13 protein-coding genes are annotated in these 17,436 nt (G+C 38.5%); 5 read left to right on the top strand and 8 right to left on the bottom strand.

Annotation, left to right across the window (positions count from 1 at the left end; genetic code table 11):
- Positions 1-284: 284 nt before the first annotated feature.
- The 5 genes from pheT to nth all read right to left on the bottom strand — a co-directional run bounded on the left by pheT (position 285) and on the right by nth (position 5,443).
- The gene (pheT, locus tag ACFINX_RS00340; RefSeq protein ID WP_375649122.1) at positions 285-2,699 is read right to left on the bottom strand and encodes a phenylalanine--tRNA ligase subunit beta; all 2,415 of its coding nucleotides are present in this window, start codon (positions 2,697-2,699) and stop codon (positions 285-287) included.
- Between the two features lie 32 nt (positions 2,700-2,731).
- Positions 2,732-3,814, bottom strand: coding sequence for a phenylalanine--tRNA ligase subunit alpha (pheS, locus tag ACFINX_RS00335; RefSeq protein WP_375612817.1), 1,083 nt, complete (start codon positions 3,812-3,814; stop codon positions 2,732-2,734).
- 94 nt (positions 3,815-3,908) lie between these two features.
- Positions 3,909-4,310 (bottom strand): 50S ribosomal protein L20, encoded by a 402-nt coding sequence (gene rplT, locus ACFINX_RS00330; RefSeq protein ID WP_012754515.1) that lies wholly within the window; start codon positions 4,308-4,310, stop codon positions 3,909-3,911.
- 33 nt (positions 4,311-4,343) lie between these two features.
- Complete coding sequence (gene rpmI / locus ACFINX_RS00325) at positions 4,344-4,547, bottom strand: 50S ribosomal protein L35 (RefSeq protein WP_183193590.1); 204 nt, start codon at positions 4,545-4,547, stop codon at positions 4,344-4,346.
- Positions 4,548-4,702: 155 nt separating this feature from the next.
- Positions 4,703-5,443, bottom strand: a complete 741-nt coding sequence (gene nth, locus ACFINX_RS00320; RefSeq protein ID WP_375612818.1) for an endonuclease III — start codon at positions 5,441-5,443, stop codon at positions 4,703-4,705.
- Between the two features lie 120 nt (positions 5,444-5,563).
- On the opposite strand from nth, the gene ACFINX_RS00315 reads away from it, so the two are divergent.
- The 3 genes from ACFINX_RS00315 (at position 5,564) to ilvD (ending at position 9,082) form a co-directional block, all read left to right on the top strand.
- Positions 5,564-5,995: an Hsp20 family protein gene (locus ACFINX_RS00315; RefSeq protein ID WP_375612819.1), complete on the top strand. Its 432-nt coding sequence runs from the start codon at positions 5,564-5,566 to the stop codon at positions 5,993-5,995.
- 26 nt (positions 5,996-6,021) lie between these two features.
- Positions 6,022-6,273 carry a DUF1150 domain-containing protein gene (locus ACFINX_RS00310; protein ID WP_012754519.1) on the top strand — a complete coding sequence of 84 codons (252 nt, stop codon included), beginning with the start codon at positions 6,022-6,024 and terminating at the stop codon, positions 6,271-6,273.
- A 970-nt stretch (positions 6,274-7,243) separates the two neighbouring features.
- On the top strand, positions 7,244-9,082 hold the full coding sequence (gene ilvD / locus ACFINX_RS00305; protein ID WP_375638162.1) for a dihydroxy-acid dehydratase: 1,839 nt from the start codon (positions 7,244-7,246) through the stop codon (positions 9,080-9,082).
- 1,030 nt (positions 9,083-10,112) lie between these two features.
- Here ilvD and mutS read toward each other — a convergent pair.
- Positions 10,113-12,857, bottom strand: coding sequence for a DNA mismatch repair protein MutS (mutS, locus tag ACFINX_RS00300; RefSeq protein ID WP_375649126.1), 2,745 nt, complete (start codon positions 12,855-12,857; stop codon positions 10,113-10,115).
- A gap of 195 nt (positions 12,858-13,052) precedes the next feature.
- Here mutS and ACFINX_RS00295 point away from each other — a divergent pair, with 195 nt between their 5' ends.
- Positions 13,053-15,353, top strand: coding sequence for an NADP-dependent malic enzyme (locus ACFINX_RS00295; RefSeq protein ID WP_375668149.1), 2,301 nt, complete (start codon positions 13,053-13,055; stop codon positions 15,351-15,353).
- A gap of 67 nt (positions 15,354-15,420) precedes the next feature.
- Here the strand turns inward: ACFINX_RS00295 and secB are convergent, their stop codons facing one another.
- Positions 15,421-15,897 (bottom strand): protein-export chaperone SecB, encoded by a 477-nt coding sequence (gene secB / locus ACFINX_RS00290; protein WP_375611417.1) that lies wholly within the window; start codon positions 15,895-15,897, stop codon positions 15,421-15,423.
- A gap of 142 nt (positions 15,898-16,039) precedes the next feature.
- Positions 16,040-16,534, bottom strand: coding sequence for an FxsA family protein (locus ACFINX_RS00285; RefSeq protein ID WP_375612822.1), 495 nt, complete (start codon positions 16,532-16,534; stop codon positions 16,040-16,042).
- Positions 16,535-16,708: 174 nt separating this feature from the next.
- Here ACFINX_RS00285 and ACFINX_RS00280 point away from each other — a divergent pair, with 174 nt between their 5' ends.
- On the top strand, positions 16,709-17,401 hold the full coding sequence (locus ACFINX_RS00280; protein WP_375612823.1) for a Tim44/TimA family putative adaptor protein: 693 nt from the start codon (positions 16,709-16,711) through the stop codon (positions 17,399-17,401).
- Positions 17,402-17,436 lie beyond the last annotated feature (35 nt).

Below are 17,436 nucleotides of genomic sequence, written 5' to 3'. Positions count from 1 at the left end.
TCTCTTTCCTTTATATGCCTTCTTTTTATTGCAAATAATTTGCATTATCATTTAGCAATAGCAGTTATCTTTTACATTTGCAATGAAGGATTAAGAGAAAAAATAACTTTTCAAGATGTTTAAAAACAGTTTTTTCATATTGAAAAAACTGATGATTTAAGCAGCTTGTTTTGGTAATAAAATCCCCTTTCAAGAAGCTCTATAGCTCTTGAGTGCTAAACAAAAAGGGAGTACTCAAACAAGCTCCCACTTCATGTAAAATATCTCATAAAAAATGAGAATACTCAGTAGCGTAAATATGCACCTGTCATTTTGGTAACATTATCCACGATCTTTGAGGCAAGCTTTTCTAAATCTTCATCTGTTAAAGTCCGTTCTATGGGCTGAATAGTTACTTCAATTGCAACAGATTTTTTATCTTCACCAAAGCTTAAATCTTCAAAAATATCAAAAACCTGCACTGAATGAATAAGTTTTTTATCGGCTCCACTTGCCGCCCGAATAATAAGAGAAGAGGCAACAGTTTTATCCGCTATAAAGGCAAAATCACGCCGCACCATTTGAAAAGGTGAGAGTTTCAAAGGAGGACGGCTTTTGGTCGTTTTTTTCTTTGATTCTGGAATTCGATCTAGAAAAATTTCAAAGCCGCATAAAGGGCCACTGACATCTAACTTTTCTAATGTAGCAGGATGAAAAACACCAAAAAAACCAAGAATAATCTTTGATCCAAGTTTTATGACACCTGAACGACCAGGATGATACCAATCCGGTGCTCCAACTTCAATCTGCACTTTCCCAACATCCATATCGCATGCTTCTAAAATAGCTAAAGCATCTGCTTTGGCATCAAAAACATCAACGACGGTTGCATTTCCATTCCAAAAACGCCCAGCCCCTTTAAATTGCTCTGTTCCGCGACGAATTCCACTAACAACACGGTGTTGTTTATCAGGGGTGTCGCCCTCATAAATACTTGAAACTTCAAACAAAGCAAGATCGGAAAAACCACGATCAGCATTTCTTTGTGCCGCCATAATCAAGCCAGGTAAAAGGGAAGGACGCATCATTGACATATCAGCAGCAATAGGATTAACTAATTTAAGCTCTTCTTGACCTCCTCCAAAAGCAAGAGCTTGATTTTCAGAAATAAAAGACCATGTCACCGCTTCTTTCATACCACGTTGCACTAGAGCCAAACGTGTAGCACGTGAACGAATTTGTGCGCATGTTAAAATTTGATCTTTTCCTTCTGCAAAGTTTTCCAAAGGAATAGGTTTAATTTTATCTAACCCATAAATTCTCATAACCTCTTCCACCAAATCGGCTTTACCCATAATATCAGGGCGCCATGATGGTACTTTTACCGTAACGACTTCTCCTTTTCCTTCAACAAAAAATCCAAGTTTTGTTAAAATAGAGATGACTTTTTCAGGTTCTATTTCCAAATTTGTTAAACGTTTAATTTCAGAAAAAGGAAAAGCGATCTGTTTGATTTCTTGTTGCTGATAGCCAACGATCTTCTTTTTAGATACTTCACCACCACAAAGACGTAAGACCAATTCTGTTGCAATCTCAAGTCCTGTTTCTATAAAAGCCGGGTCAACACCTCGTTCAAATCGATAACGTGCATCACTAATAAGACCTAATGCTCTTCCTGTTTGTGCAATGCTTCGCGCATCCCAAAGCGCCGATTCAATAATAATGCGATGTGTTGTTTCATCACAACTCGTTCTTTCACCGCCCATGATACCGGCAATCGAAACAACCCCCTCGTCATCTGCAATGACACAATTCTTAGGGCCCAGATGATAGATTTTTCCGTTCAGTGCTTGAAGCTGCTCTCCTTCACGCGCGCAACGTACACACAAATTACCTTTAATTTTATCTGCATCAAAAACATGGAGCGGACGACCAAGGTCAAAACTGATGTAATTGGTCATATCAACAAGCGCATTAATCGGTCTCAGACCAATTGCATTCAAACGCTGTTGCATCCACTGTGGTGATGCACCATTTTGAACATTGCGCACTTCACGCCAAGCAAAACCTAAACATAATGATGAATCTTGCGAAAAATCTAATGAAACATCGAGAGGTGTTTCAAAGGAAGGATCAAATTTTGACAAGGATAATTCTTTTAATTTTCCCATTCCAGCGGCAGCAAGATCACGTGCAATACCACGAACACCTGTGCAATCGGAACGATTAGGGGTCAAACCAATATCAATAACCGGATCATCTAAACCAGCATAAGCTGCAAATGAACCTCCAATAGGTGCATCTTCTGGAAGTTCAATAATCCCATCATGCTCATTTGATAATTCAAGCTCCGCTTGTGAACACATCATCCCAAAACTTTCAACACCTCGGATTTTTCCTACAGATAATGTTACATCAAGTCCTAGAATATAAGTGCCTGGTAGTGCCAGAACACCAACAAGACCTGCGCGTGCATTTGGTGCTCCACAGACAACTTGAACAGGTGTGGAAGTCCCTGTATCGACTGATAAAATTTGAAGTTTATCTGCATCAGGATGCTTTATTGCTGTTAAAACTTTTGCAATCACAAAACCTTTTAAAGAAGACCGATCATCAACGTAATCAACCTCAAGACCTATAGCGGTTAATTTTTCACAAATTTCATTCAAAGATGCATTTGTTTCTAAGTGATCTTTTAACCAGGACAATGTAAACTTCATTTTAAAACCTCACATGAAAGCGATGACTAAGATCACACATTTCTATTAGGAAAAAAAGCAGGCATATCAAAGCAACGAAAGCCATAATGGTCTAACCAACGCAGGTCAGCATCAAAAAAAGCCCGCAAATCAGGCATACCGTATTTCAACATGGCAATACGATCAATGCCCATGCCCCATGCAAAACCTTGATATTCATCTGGATCTAAACCAACATTTTTCAACACCTGGGGATGCACCATTCCGCATCCTAAAATTTCCAACCAATCCTGCCCTTCTCCGAACTTTACTTCTGAACCAGAACGATCACATTGAATATCTACCTCCATAGATGGTTCGGTAAAAGGGAAAAAAGAGGGACGAAAACGCATTTTTACAGAGGGAACTTCAAAAAATGCTTTACAAAAAGTTTCATGCAGCCACATCATATGTGCAATGGTGGAGGTTTTATCAATGACAAGACCCTCGACCTGATGGAACATGGGAGAATGTGTTGCATCCGAATCCATGCGGTAAGTTTTTCCAGGAATAATGATTCGTATCGGTGCTTTTTGTTTTTCTAGTGTGCGAATTTGTACGGGTGATGTATGGGTTCGCAATAATTTTCGTTCTCCCATTTTATCAACATCAAAAAAGAAGGTATCATGCATTTCACGCGCTGGATGCCCTTCAGGAAAATTCAATGCTGTAAAATTATAATAATCTGTTTCAATATCAGGTCCCTCTGCAAGAGAAAAACCCAACTTTGTATAAATGGCAATAATTTCCTCAATCACTTGTGAAATAGGATGAATGCGTCCCCGTTCTATAGGTGAAGAGCGAACAGGCAAGGTAACATCAACTGTTTCACGAGAAAGACGGGCATCCATTGCCTGTCTTTTCAGAAGATCACGCTTTTGTGCCCATAATTCTAAAATGCGATTTTTTAATCCATTAAGAACTGGTCCAACTTTATGGCGCTCGCCAGCATCCATTTTTCCTAATTCTTTTAATTTTTCAGAGATACTACCTTTTTTACCCAATGCTGCAATACGCACTTCTTCAAGTGCTTGTTCATCACCTGCTGCCTCTAAGGCTAAACAAATTTCTTGTTCCAGACGCTCAATATCATTCATATTTTTGCCTATTTTTTAATAAAGAAAAACCCGCACTCGCAATAGCCAGCACGGGACCTCGAATAAATGAATGCTTTAAGAGAACACGACTGGCTTATTTGACAGCGCCTTCGAAAGCATTAGGTGTCGTATCTTTTAAATATTCTAAAGCTTTTTTTGCCGAAGCAACTAAAGCAGAAAATGCTTCTGCCTCATGGATTGCTATATCTGAAAGAACCTTACGATCAACCTCAATACCGGCTTTTGATAAGCCATCAATAAAACGTCCATAAGTTAAACCTTCTGCGCGAACAGCCGCATTAATTCTCTGAATCCACAAAGCACGGAAAGTACGTTTCCTATTTTTGCGGTCACGATAAGCGTATTGCTTTGAACGATCAACCGCTGCTTTAGCTGCACGAATGGTATTTTTACGACGACCGTAAAAACCTTCAGCCTGTTTAAGAACTTTTTTGTGCTTAGCGTGTGCTGTCACACCTCTTTTCACACGAGCCATATTATAATCTCCTCAAAATCAAAAGCGTAAGGTTTAAATACCATTCGGCAAATAATGCTGAATGACTTTTTTAGCATCTTGTTCACACAAAACCATTGTTCCACGTGCATCGCGAATAAATTTATTCGAACGCTTAATCATGCCGTGGCGCTTACCGGCAGCTGCTACTTTAATTTTGCCTGACGCAGTGATTTTAAACCGCTTTTTAGCGGATGATTTGGTCTTCATCTTGGGCATTTTGCTACTCCGTACATTAATTTATTCAATCAAACATTTTATTCACTCAAGCGGACCAACGCTTGAACAAGCATTTAAACAGCCACGGCATGCCCTGCCGGGCGGCTCTTAAAGACGTTTTCATAAGCTAGTATACACAAAATAGCAAGACCGTATTACAAAAAAATCGGCGCTCCATTGCCTTGAAGCTCAACCAAAGGTGCTGGAATTGCATTTGTTTTGATGGCTGCTTTACATAAATCGGCAATAATGCATTGCGTACATTGTGGTTTACGGGCTTGACAAATATAGCGACCATGTAAAATCAGCCAATGATGCGCATGGCGAATATAATGAACCGGTATAATCTTTAATAATTTTTTCTCAACAATTTCTGGTGTTTTTCCAGGCGCCAAACCAAGACGATTGCTTAAGCGAAAAATATGTGTATCTACTGCCAATGTAGGCTGACCAAAAGCAACATTCAAGACCACATTAGCCGTTTTGCGCCCCACTCCAGGAAGGGCCATGAGTGCTTCACGCGTATCGGGTACTTGACCGCCATAATAATCAATTAAACAGTTGCAAAGCGCATAAACATTACGTGCTTTTGCACGCCAAAGGCCAATTGAACGGATATGATTTGCTATTTCTTCTTCCCCTAATGCAACCATTTTTTCCGGTTGATCAGCAAGGCAAAATAATTCTTTTGTCGCTTTATTAACGCTTACATCTGTCGCTTGAGCCGAAAGCACAACGGCAACTAAAAGTGTAAAAGTATTTATGTAGTTAAGATCACTCTTAGGTGTTGGGCGTTGCACAGAAAAACGGCGAAATATTTCCGCAATTTCATCTTTATTATACAATATACTAGATAAATTTCGCACCTTTGATAATTTTATGTTACTTTGAGGCATTGAACTCTCTTAAATCTTCTCTCTTGAAGTTATCATTCACGCTCGCCATATGAGAGGAGTGCAGCGAACACTTTTATAGAGTTTGGTCAAGTAAAGCCGTTTTAAAGAGGATACTCATGAATGACACATGTGACGCCTTTCTCCAATCCTTTTCTTTTAGGGTTTGAAACCGTAGAAAAAATATTGCAACGTATCGGTAAAGCTGATGAGGCTTACCCAGCCTATAATATTGAACGTTTGCATAAAAGTGATGATGCAAATCATATCCGGATAACTTTGGCTGTTGCTGGATTTAAGATTAACCATCTTAATATTTTACTCGATGATAATCAATTGGTTATTCATGGTAAACAAACAGACAACCAAAATCATCAATATTTATATCGCGGTATAGCTGCGCGACAATTCCAGCGAACCTTTGTTCTCGCGGAAGGGATGCATGTTACAAATGCAGAGTTGAAAAATGGTCTTTTATCAATTAATCTGTATCAACCAAAATTAAAAAAAGAAATAAAACAGATTCCAATTAAAGTCAGTAGTGGTGAGTCATAAAAGTTAAGGCGTAAAGGAACAGTGAAATGGGAGAACACAAACAAAACTTGTCGTTTCAGAACACATCCTACTCTGATGCGGGACAGATTGCCTATTTAAAAAAAGTTTGTACAGATGATCTGGCTAAAAACTTTCCAGATCTTCCACCAATGACCCCAGGCATTACGATATGGGCTCTCTTTGGTGAAACAGGTTATCCTATCATTTTATCCGATGAGCGTTCTATCGCCCTTGCTGGAGCCAATGAGCATGAACTACAAATTGTAACTCTGCACTAGATTACCTTACGAGAAAAAGCTGTACTCTTTATAAATTCTATCTGTTTTTTCGTAAAGGGTGTAATGTGAGTTATAATTAGATTAAGTATTGATTTATATTCATAATTAATTTTTTACAACTGGAATGAGAGTCCCGAATATCATAAGGTTCTCTCATTTGAGATCTTCTTATATTGAAACAATTAAAGTCACTTGCTTGATGTCATAAGCAGGGAGAGCCATGTGGATAAAAACACTTGAAGAAAGGAATAAAAATATCTCTTTTTAATTGTCTCAATTACCAAGGACGTTCACGATATGGGGATAAAAAATGTATGATGGTGTCAGTTTTCTTCTTCATAAGTGTGAAGATGTCCCTTATAGATTTATATTATTCACGGGGGCTGTTATACCATTCATAGGCGCTATCGTGAAATGGGCTCGAGTGCATTGAAAGATGTCTCTTTAAAATGAGTATAAAGGCTATACAAGTGTATTTTGTTTGGTGTGTTTTGTTCTTCCTGAGGGGAGTAGCTCTATTGAAGAGTGTAAAAACAAAAGCATGAGATAATGCGTCATCATTATTTAAAAGATATTTTTATGAATGCGTTTGAAAGGTGTAAAGCTGAATTATAAGGAGATGATAGATTTTTATCACGATTTCTTTATATTCTTTCCAATTCCAGAAATTACGCAAACAGATAGATGCAATATGCTAACCAAATCTGGCATACAAAAATCTGGAACAGTTCGTGTTATACTGAAGCGTTTTGATATTTGTCTCAAACGTGGACTTGCACAGGGATTAGATGTTGATTAACAGGTAATAAAAAACAAAGGCTTTATGAAAAAGTTTATGCAGAGCTTTTAATTTTGTGCTTCAAATGCCGCAGTACAAGGTATTTTTCTCTTTTGAATATTAAAGCTCTTGTTTTTATAATGAAGTTACAGCACAACAAGCAAAATGGAATTATTTGAGGGGAAAAAAATAATGCCTTCTTACCGTTCAAGAATATCAACCCACGGGCGTAATATGGCAGGAGCCCGCGGACTTTGGCGTGCAACAGGGATGAAAGATACTGATTTTGGTAAACCCATTATTGCGATTGCGAATTCTTTTACACAATTTGTACCAGGGCATGTTCATTTAAAAGATCTTGGGCAATTAGTCGCACAACAGATAGCAGTTGCCGGTGGTGTTGCGAAAGAATTTAATACCATTGCTGTAGATGATGGAATTGCGATGGGGCACGATGGAATGCTCTATTCGTTGCCCTCACGTGAAATCATTGCTGATTCTGTAGAGTATATGGTTAATGCACACTGTGCAGATGCACTTGTTTGTATTTCTAATTGTGACAAAATTACACCTGGTATGTTAATGGCTGCTTTACGGTTGAATATTCCGACAATCTTTGTTTCAGGCGGTCCTATGGAAGCAGGTAAGATTAAATGGAAGGATCAAGATCTAACGGTTGATTTGGTCGATGCCATGGTTGCAGCAGCTTCAGAACAAAATTCAGAAGAAGAAGTTGCTGAAATGGAGCGTGCTGCTTGTCCTACATGTGGTTCTTGTTCAGGAATGTTTACGGCCAATTCTATGAATTGCTTAACGGAAGCATTGGGGCTTTCTCTTCCCGGAAATGGATCAATGTTAGCAACACATGCAGATCGACGAATGCTTTTTGAAGAAGCTGGAAAACAGATTGTTGCATTGGTTAAACGTTATTATGAAGAAGATGATGAAACAGTTTTGCCGCGCTCTATTGCTTCACGCAAGGCTTTTGAAAATGCAATGACCGTTGATATTGCCATGGGGGGATCAACCAATACAGTACTGCATCTTTTAGCTGCAGCGCAAGAAGGTGAGGTGGATTTTACCATGACGGATATTGATCATCTTTCACGTTGTGTTCCTGTTTTATGTAAGGTTGCTCCTGCTGTTGCAAATGTACATATGGAAGATGTTCATCGCGCTGGTGGTATTATGGGGCTTTTAGGTGAACTGGATGCGGCAGGACTCATTGATACATCAACTTATACGGTTCACGCAAAAACAATGAAAGAAGCTCTTTACCGCTGGGATGTAAAGCAAACTAATGAGCCAACAGTTCATGCATTTTATCGTGCCGCTCCAGGTGGTATTCCAACACAGACAGCTTTTAGTCAATCTTGTCGCTATGAGACCCTTGACCTTGATCGTGAAAAAGGTGTGATTCGCGATAGGGAACACGCATATTCACAAGATGGAGGATTGGCAGTTCTTTATGGGAATCTTGCAAAAGATGGCTGCATTGTAAAAACAGCAGGCGTTGATCAATCAATTTTAACTTTTAAAGGTCCGGCAAGAATTTTTGAAAGCCAAGATTCAGCTGTTTCAGCTATATTAACTGATAAGATTAAAATAGGTGAAATTGTTTTAATCCGTTATGAAGGCCCACGTGGTGGACCTGGAATGCAAGAAATGCTTTATCCAACGAGTTATCTCAAATCTAAAGGATTAGGCAAGGTTTGTGCACTTGTTACAGATGGACGTTTTTCAGGTGGAAGTTCAGGGCTCTCAATAGGACATATTTCACCAGAAGCTGCTGAAGGAGGAGAAATTGCGTTGGTGGAAGAGGGGGATATCATAGAAATTGATATTCCAAATCGTAGAATTCATATGTTGGTGGATGACGTTGAGATGAACCAGCGCCGTTCTAAGATGGAAGCAAAAGGAAAAGGCGCTTGGCAACCGATTGAGAAGCGTCAGCGTAAAGTTTCAAAGGCTCTCAAAGCCTATGCAGCGATGACCACATCTGCTGCAAAGGGTGCAGTACGTAATATTTGATGAGTTGAATAGAGATAGTGCTCTGATTTTTTGCATCTTTTGCACGATATTCTAAGCTAATTATTTTATGAGTTTATGAACTTATCAGAATATTTCGAGTCATGATGAGTATGATTAAAAAGCTATCAATACAACTAAAAACTGCGGTAGATTGCTTATTTTAGCAGCTATGTAAGACAGATACAGTATAATTACTTTTCATATCATATTCCAATCTTATATGAGATTATGATTTCTTATTACTCATAATTTATGAAAGATATTTATTGTACTGGTGGCATTATCTTGTTGTACCGTAAAACACTGTCATTTAGAGCTGTGATATACGGCATCTTCCTTAAATATTAAGTGTGTTTTTAGTGTGTGGTGAATATTCTTAGACTTGTTTGTAAAGCTTTGAGTTTAAGAGAAGCACATGATTAGGAAGTCAAGGAAAATCCGTTAGAAGCTGGACTATTTGCAGACTTTATTCGAATGAAAATCCTTATCCATTAAGGTGTGGGAAGGAGTTGAAGGATGTTTATGAAAATAAAGTACAGCTGTGATATATCTGATTATATGTTTCATATGAAAACAGTAAAAGAGCTCTTTATAACTTAAAATGTGAAGAAAATACGAGACCCATTATCTATGAATTTATTATGCAAAATGGGATGGCATTCCAACACCAACAGCTTTAAACTAGAAATGTTGCTATGATAACAATAATATCGATCGTGAAAAAGCATAATTCACTAAATATGGCGTATTTGCAAGGTGGAGGAGATTTCATGACAATCTTTACAAAAAACGACTATCTTGTAAAAATAGTCGATCTTGACCAATTTTTTGTATAAGAGCCAATATTAATCTAAGGGAATATGAAATATAATGCATAGGGTTTTGCCTATAGGCAATTACACTTATCAAAATATATTATGTAGAAAAGCGATGGGAATACGATAAATAACTGTTTATGCTGTGGTATATCAAAAATGGTTACGTTATCTCCTATTAAGAAGGTTTTTTAATAAAAAATAACATCTGTTTTCTATAAAGGGTTACTCTTTTCAAGCTGTTTGAGGTGGTAAATTGCTTCTAAAGCTTGTTTAGGAGAGAGTTCATCGGGATGAATATTTTTTAAAGCTTCGTGAAGTATACAATGTTTGTTTTTTGCTTCATTGACGGGAGATGTTGCTTTAAGAGAAAAGAGTGGTAAATCATCAATGAGTTTATGTCCTTTTCCAGCCATTTCGCCTTGTTCTAATTGATGGAGTACATCTGTTGCTCGTGTAATAACGGCTGGGGGAAGTCCAGCAAGCTTTGCGACTTGTACACCATAGGAACGGTCAGCGGCTCCTGGTGTGACCTCATGAAGAAAAACTACATCACCATCCCAATTTTTGACTTTCATGGTTACATTATGCAGTCTGTCAAGTTTTTCGGTAAGTGCAGTCATTTCATGAAAATGGGTAGCAAGAATAGCACGACAATGGTTAACTTCATGGAGATATTCAACAGCAGCCCAAGCAATAGAAAGTCCATCAAAGGTTGATGTTCCACGTCCTATTTCATCAAGAATAACAAGGGAATGGTGGCTAGCATGATTGAGAATCGTTGCTGTTTCAACCATTTCCATCATAAAGGTTGAGCGCCCTCGTGCAAGATCATCGGAAGCCCCAACGCGACTAAATAGGCGATCAACGACACCAATATGTGCTGAAGTTGCTGGAACGAAGGACCCCATTTGCGCCATAATAGCAATAAGAGCATTTTGCCGCAAAAAAGTTGATTTTCCTCCCATATTAGGCCCTGTCAACAGCCAGATTGCTGCATATTGCTGATTTTCTTGCACAGAGAGATCACAATTATTGGCAATAAAAGGTTCTGCTGCTTGTTTGCGGAGTGCTTGCTCAACGACAGGATGGCGTCCTGCTGTAATGCGAAAGGTAAGTGAAAGATCAATTTTAGGGCGGCAATATCCTTGTTCTTCAGCAAGATATGCTAAAGCGACAGAGACATCTAAAATAGCAAGTGCTTCAGAGGCTTTACGAATAAAATCAACTTGTTCGGTAATTTCATGAACGAGAATATCAAAAATCTCTAGTTCAAGTGTCAATGCGTGATTGGCAGCATGGGCAATACGGCTTTCAAGGTCAGCGAGCTCTGTTGTCGTAAAACGCATAGCGTTTGCCATTGTTTGCCGATGAATAAAACGTGCTTTAGCTTGTGGATTATTTGTAAGGGAAGATGCTTGTGTGCTGGTTACTTCAATGAAATAACCTAGAATATTATTATGCTTTATTTTAAGCGTCTTAATATCTGTTTCTTGGGCATATTGCGCTTGAAGCTCAGCAATGACACGGCGAGATTCATCACGTAAAGCACGCATTTCATCGAGCTCTTTATGATAATTAGAACGAATAAAACCACCATCACGTTTAAGGAGTGGGAGATCATCAGCTAATGCTTGTTCTAAATGAAAGTATAACGCTGTGGGTAATTTTGAGAACACCTGTTGTACATCACTTATTTCTTGAGGCAGAAGCTCATTATCAAGAAGTTGATGCAATTCACGAATGATTTCAAAGCCACGCTGGATTGTCGCCATATCACGGGGACCTCCTCGTCCAAGAGCCAAACGTGAAACGGCGCGGGGCATATCTGGTCCCCCCTTTAAAATAAGCTTTATCGCTTCTGCAAGAGAAGGATTACGTAGAAAAAAATCGATAGAATCCAAACGCGTATCAATAGCTGAAGGAGTGGTGAGGGGAGCAATAAGGCGGTCAATAAGAAGGCGTGATCCTCCTCCTGTTACAGTGCGATCAATAGCTTTTAATAAACTTCCATCCCGTTGACCTGATGTCGTACGAATAAGTTCAAGGCTTAGTCTGGTTGCGGCATCAATAAAAAGAGTCGCACTTTCATTTTGGCGCTCAGGCTGCATGAGGGGAGGGCGATGCGTGATTTGTGTTTTTTCGATATAACGAATAGCAGCTACAATTGCAGAGAGTTCACAGCGTGAATAATCGGCAACGCCTTCAAGAGTTGAGAGTTTAAAATAATTGCAAATATCGCGTTCAGCGGTGAGTGCATCAAAGAGACAAGCAGGTTGAGGTGAAACGATACGATCAAGAACACTAAAAAGTGACTTGTGAGATTTATCATGAAAAAATGAATCAGAAACAATGATTTCTTGTGGATCCACACGCATAATATCTGCTAAAAGTTTTTCTTGGCGGCTCTCTGTTACACGAAATATGCCTGTTGAGATATCAATCCAAGAAAGAGCAAATTCCTCTCCATCGCTAGTTTTTATACGGGAAAGTGTCATCAAATAATTTGCGCGTGTTGGATCAAGGAGTTTTTCTTCTGTTATTGTTCCAGGTGTTACAAGACGAACAACATCACGCCGAACAACAGATTTTGAGCCACGTTTTTTTGCTTCAGCAGGATCTTCTATTTGTTCACAAACAGCAACTCGGTAACCACAAGCAATCAGTTTTTGTAAATAATCATCTGCAGCATGAACGGGAACACCACACATAGGAATATCTTGTCCTAAATGTTTTCCGCGTGCTGTGAGTGTGATTCCTAAAGCCTGAGCAGCTTCAATCGCATCATTAAAAAATAATTCATAAAAATCCCCCATTCGGTAAAAGAGAAGGGAATCATGATGGACGGCTTTGATTTCTATGTACTGCTCCATCATAGGTGTAAGACGTTCTTGAGAGGAAGCAGATGGGGAGGCAGGCTGTGGAATTAAATTATTTTTATGATTGTTTTTTTTATCCATTTGTACGAGGCCTGTTTCCTTTAAGTGAAGTTTTTACTCTTTTTTGTTTACTTCAATATCTATTTATCTCTAAATTGCAACGCATCATCAGATTTGCTAAGGCAAGAATAGCGATTTCTAATATATGAATCAAATTTAATGACTATACGCATTATCAAGCAAAATTTACACTGTTTTTGGAGAAAATAAAGTGAGATGAAAAAGAGCGAGCAGGATCAGAAAATGTCTCAAACTGTTTACAGTGCGAGCGAAAGAGAAGCTCTAGATTTTCATAGTCGTGGTCGACCAGGAAAGCTTGAGATTATTGCAACAAAGTCTATGGCAACACAGCATGATTTAGCACTTGCTTATTCACCAGGTGTTGCCGTTCCAGTTAAGGCAATTGCTCAAAATCCAGCGCTAGCTTATGATTATACAGCAAAAGGTAATCTTGTTGCTGTTATTTCAAATGGAACCGCTATTTTAGGGTTAGGCAATTTAGGTGCACTTGCCTCTAAGCCGGTCATGGAAGGCAAAGCAGTGCTGTTTAAGCGTTTTGCGGATATTGATTCCATTGATTTAGAAATTGATATAAATGATACGGAAAGTTTTATCAATTTGGTGCGTCATTTAGAACCTTCTTTTGGTGGAATCAATCTTGAAGACATTAAGGCACCTGAGTGCTTTATGATTGAAAGCCGCCTACGCGAGGTGATGAATATTCCTGTTTTTCACGATGATCAACATGGTACAGCGATTATTGTTGCTGCGGGTGTTCTCAATGCTTTGACTTTAACAGGGCGCGATATGCAAAATACGCGGTTAGTCTGTAATGGTGCTGGTTCTGCTGGGATTGCTTGTATTGAACTGATTAAAGCAATGGGCTTTCGTTCTGAAAATATCATATTATGTGATACAAAGGGTGTGGTCTATGAAGGTCGTAAAGAGGGAATGAATCAGTGGAAATCTGCGCATGCTATTCAAACGGATAAACGTACGCTTATGGAAGCAATGGAAGGAGCAGATATATTTTTCGGGGTTTCTGCTAAAGGTGCTCTTACCCCTGAAATGGTAAAATCCATGGCGCCGCAGCCGATCATTTTTGCTATGGCCAATCCCGATCCAGAAATTACACCGGAAGAGGTTATGCAAGTGCGTCATGATGCCATTGTCGCAACAGGGCGTTCCGATTATCCAAATCAGATTAATAATGTTCTCTGTTTTCCTTATATATTTCGTGGTGCGCTTGATGTGCGTGCAACAGTTATTAATGAAGACATGAAGATTGCTGCGGCAAGGGCTCTTGCCGATTTAGCGCATGAGGAAGTACCTGACAGCGTTGCAGAAGCTTATCGTGGAAAGCGATTAAAATTTGGTCCTAATTATATCATTCCCGTTCCTTTTGATCCGCGGTTGTTCACAGTTGTTTCAATAGCGGTAGCAAAAGCAGCAATGGAAAGCGGTGTTGCACAAAAGAACATAGATGATTTAGAGGCCTATGAGCGTGATTTAAATGCGAGGCGTGATCCTACTTCTTCGATAATGCGTGGGGTTTATAACCACGTTCGTCAAGCGCCAAAACAAATTGTTTTTGCAGAAGGTGAAGAAGAACAAGTTATGCGGGCAGCCGTTTCTTATGTTCATCAAAAATTAGGACAAGCGATTTTGGTTGGTCGGGAAGAGCAAATAAGAGAAGCAGCTGTTATCGCTGGAATTGATTTGGAGCGTGAAGGTATTTCTATTATAAATGCCAAGCTTTCTTGCCGTACAGATGCTTATGCGAATTATCTTTATAAAAAGATGCAGCGTCAAGGCTGGCTGTTGCGTGACTGTCATCGTCGTATCAATAATGATCGCAATTATTTTGCTGCGTGTATGGTGGCACTAGGAGATGCTGATGCAATGGTTACAGGGGTGACACGCAATTATGAAACAGCGTTGATCGATATACGTCGGGCAATTGATGAAAAACCAAAAGAACGATTGATTGGTATTTCAATGGCCATTTGCCGTGGCCGAACTGTGTTTATTGCCGATACAGCTGTTTATGAAAATCCTAATGCTGAAGAATTTGCTGATATAGCGGAACAAACAGCTTCGTTTGTACGTGGATTTGGGTATCAACCACGGGTAGCATTTTTAGCATTTTCTACGTTTGGCTACATGAAAGGGCAGACGACGCAGCAAATTCAGGATGCAATTAATATTTTGCACGAACGCAAGGTTGATTTTGAGTTTGATGGAGAAATAAGCGCTGATGTGGCGCTCAATTCCAAATTGATGCAGCAATATCCATTTATGGGATTAACGGAGCCTGCTAACATTTTGGTTATGCCTGGATATCACGCATCTTCCGTTGCAAGCAAAATGTTACAAGAACTCGGTGAAGCAACTATCATTGGTCCTATTTTAATTGGATTGGAAAAATCTGTCCAAATTGTACCGTTTAGTGGGAGCGATACAGATGTTGTCAATATTGCAATGCTTGCGGCTTATCATGCCGCAAAAGTCGTCTAAAGGAAAAAAGCCCCTAATATACCAATAATATATCAAGGGGCTTTTTGATAGCAAAAAAATAAATTTTTTAAGAGGGCTGTATTTGATTGTCTTTTTGCTCTTCAGAAAGACGCTTTTGGAAGAGTGCTGCAAAATCAATAGGATCAATCCACAAAGGTGGAAAACCACCACTTTGAGTAGCATCAGATATAATTTGGCGAGCAAATGGAAATAAAAGACGGGGACATTCAATAAAGACCAGTGGCATAACATGTTCTTGTGGAATGTTTTTAAGGTGGAAAACACCACCGTAAATAAGTTCTACATGAAATAAGGTTTCAGTTTCATCATTGGCTTTGACGGAGAGAGACAAAACGACATCATAATTGTCATCACCAATTGGGTTAGCATTGACGTTAATATTGATATCAATTTGTGGTGATTTTTCACGTGCACGTAATGAACGAGGAGCACCAGGGTTTTCGAATGATAAATCTTTTAAATATTGAGTTAATACAGCAAAAACCGGCTCTCCACCACTGTTATTCATTTCATCTTCGGCCATACGACAAACCTCTTCCATTATAATATGTATATTTATTTTAGATCTAAAGACCAGATTGGTTATCACGCCTTGCAAAAGGTTGCAAGAAATGCGCTCTTTATCTTGAATATTTTTTTAGTTTGTTACAGATTTTTTAGGCATTTCAATGGTTATCATCATTTTTGCGCCATGGAGATTCTGTCGTATCATGAATTGTGTAATCTTCTGCTTTTAGATCAATTATTTTTTCAGAGTCATTTTTTCTTTTAGTATTGGGATTCATTTTGTTTTTTAATGATGCAAAGAAATGCCAAGCAACAGAGCGAATTGGTTTAATAAGAAGTAATATTCCCAAAAGGTCAGTTACAAAGCCGGGAAGAATAAGTAAAATTGCACTAAACATGATGAAAGCATCATTAATAATATTATTCTCTAATGTGCGTCCTTGGATAAGTTCATTTTGTATATTTTTTAAGAGGCTAATCCCTTGAATTCGCAATAAAACAACCCCAACTATGGTTGTGAGAATAACCAAGCTCAAGGTTGCCAAAATACCAATTTCTTGACCAACAAAGATAAAACCAGCAATCTCGATTAAAAGAATGCAAAGAAAGATAACAACAAAAAAACGAGGATTTATAGAATAAAGTTTTATCACATGAAAGTTTCCTTCTAGATGAGTAGGGGGAGAAATTCTTAAGAGAACTCCGTTTAAATACAAAATCTATAAAAATATTTGAATGATAAGATTCCTTATTTTACATATTTATTGATAAATGGTATTGACTGCAATGTTTATTAGAGACTTAAGCTTTGGAGATTGACAGCGCCTATGGAATTTGACGTTATACTTGTCATAGCTCTTGTTGTTATGGTTGTTATTTTTGTGCAACTCCGTAATGTATTAGGGAAACGAATTGGGTTTGAAAAGCCACCCTTTGATCCTTATTCACGACGTTCTAAAAAACAAGTTGAAGCAGAAACGGCTGATAATATTGTTTCGTTCCCTCATCAGAAAAATTCACAAAAAGACGACTTTAGTGAAATTGATAAAATTTCACCGGAGGGGAGTGTTTTGAATAAAAATTTGCGGGAATTTCATAGAATTGATCCTCATTTTTCTCCTCAACTTTTTATAAAAGGTGCACAAATTGCGTATGAAATGATTGTAACAGCTTTTGCCAAAGGTGATCGCAATCAACTTAAAAGCTTGCTTTGTCAGGATGTTTTTGAGAGCTTTTGTATGGCTATTGAGCAACGAGAAAAAAATAAAGAAAGAATAGAATTCACTTTTGTTGGAATTAATAAGGCCGAATTTGTTGCGGCGGCAATACAAGAAAAAGATGAACTTTTAACGATACGTATTGTCAGTGAGATGATTTCTGTTACTTATAATGAACAGGGCGAGCGTATAGACGGTGATCCTGATGCTATTGTAGAAATCAGGGATATTTGGACTTTTGTTCGCAATAGTTTATCGTCAGATCCCAACTGGAAGCTTTTTGCTACAGAAAATGAAAATTAAAATACTTTTTGTTTTTCTTCCATAAGCATTCAATG

The sequence above is a fragment of the Bartonella sp. AP36NXGY genome (genome assembly GCF_042195865.1).
Lineage (GTDB): Bacteria > Pseudomonadota > Alphaproteobacteria > Rhizobiales > Rhizobiaceae > Bartonella.
Note: the sequence above shows the minus strand (reverse complement) of the source record. Positions and strands in the feature narration are given on the sequence as shown.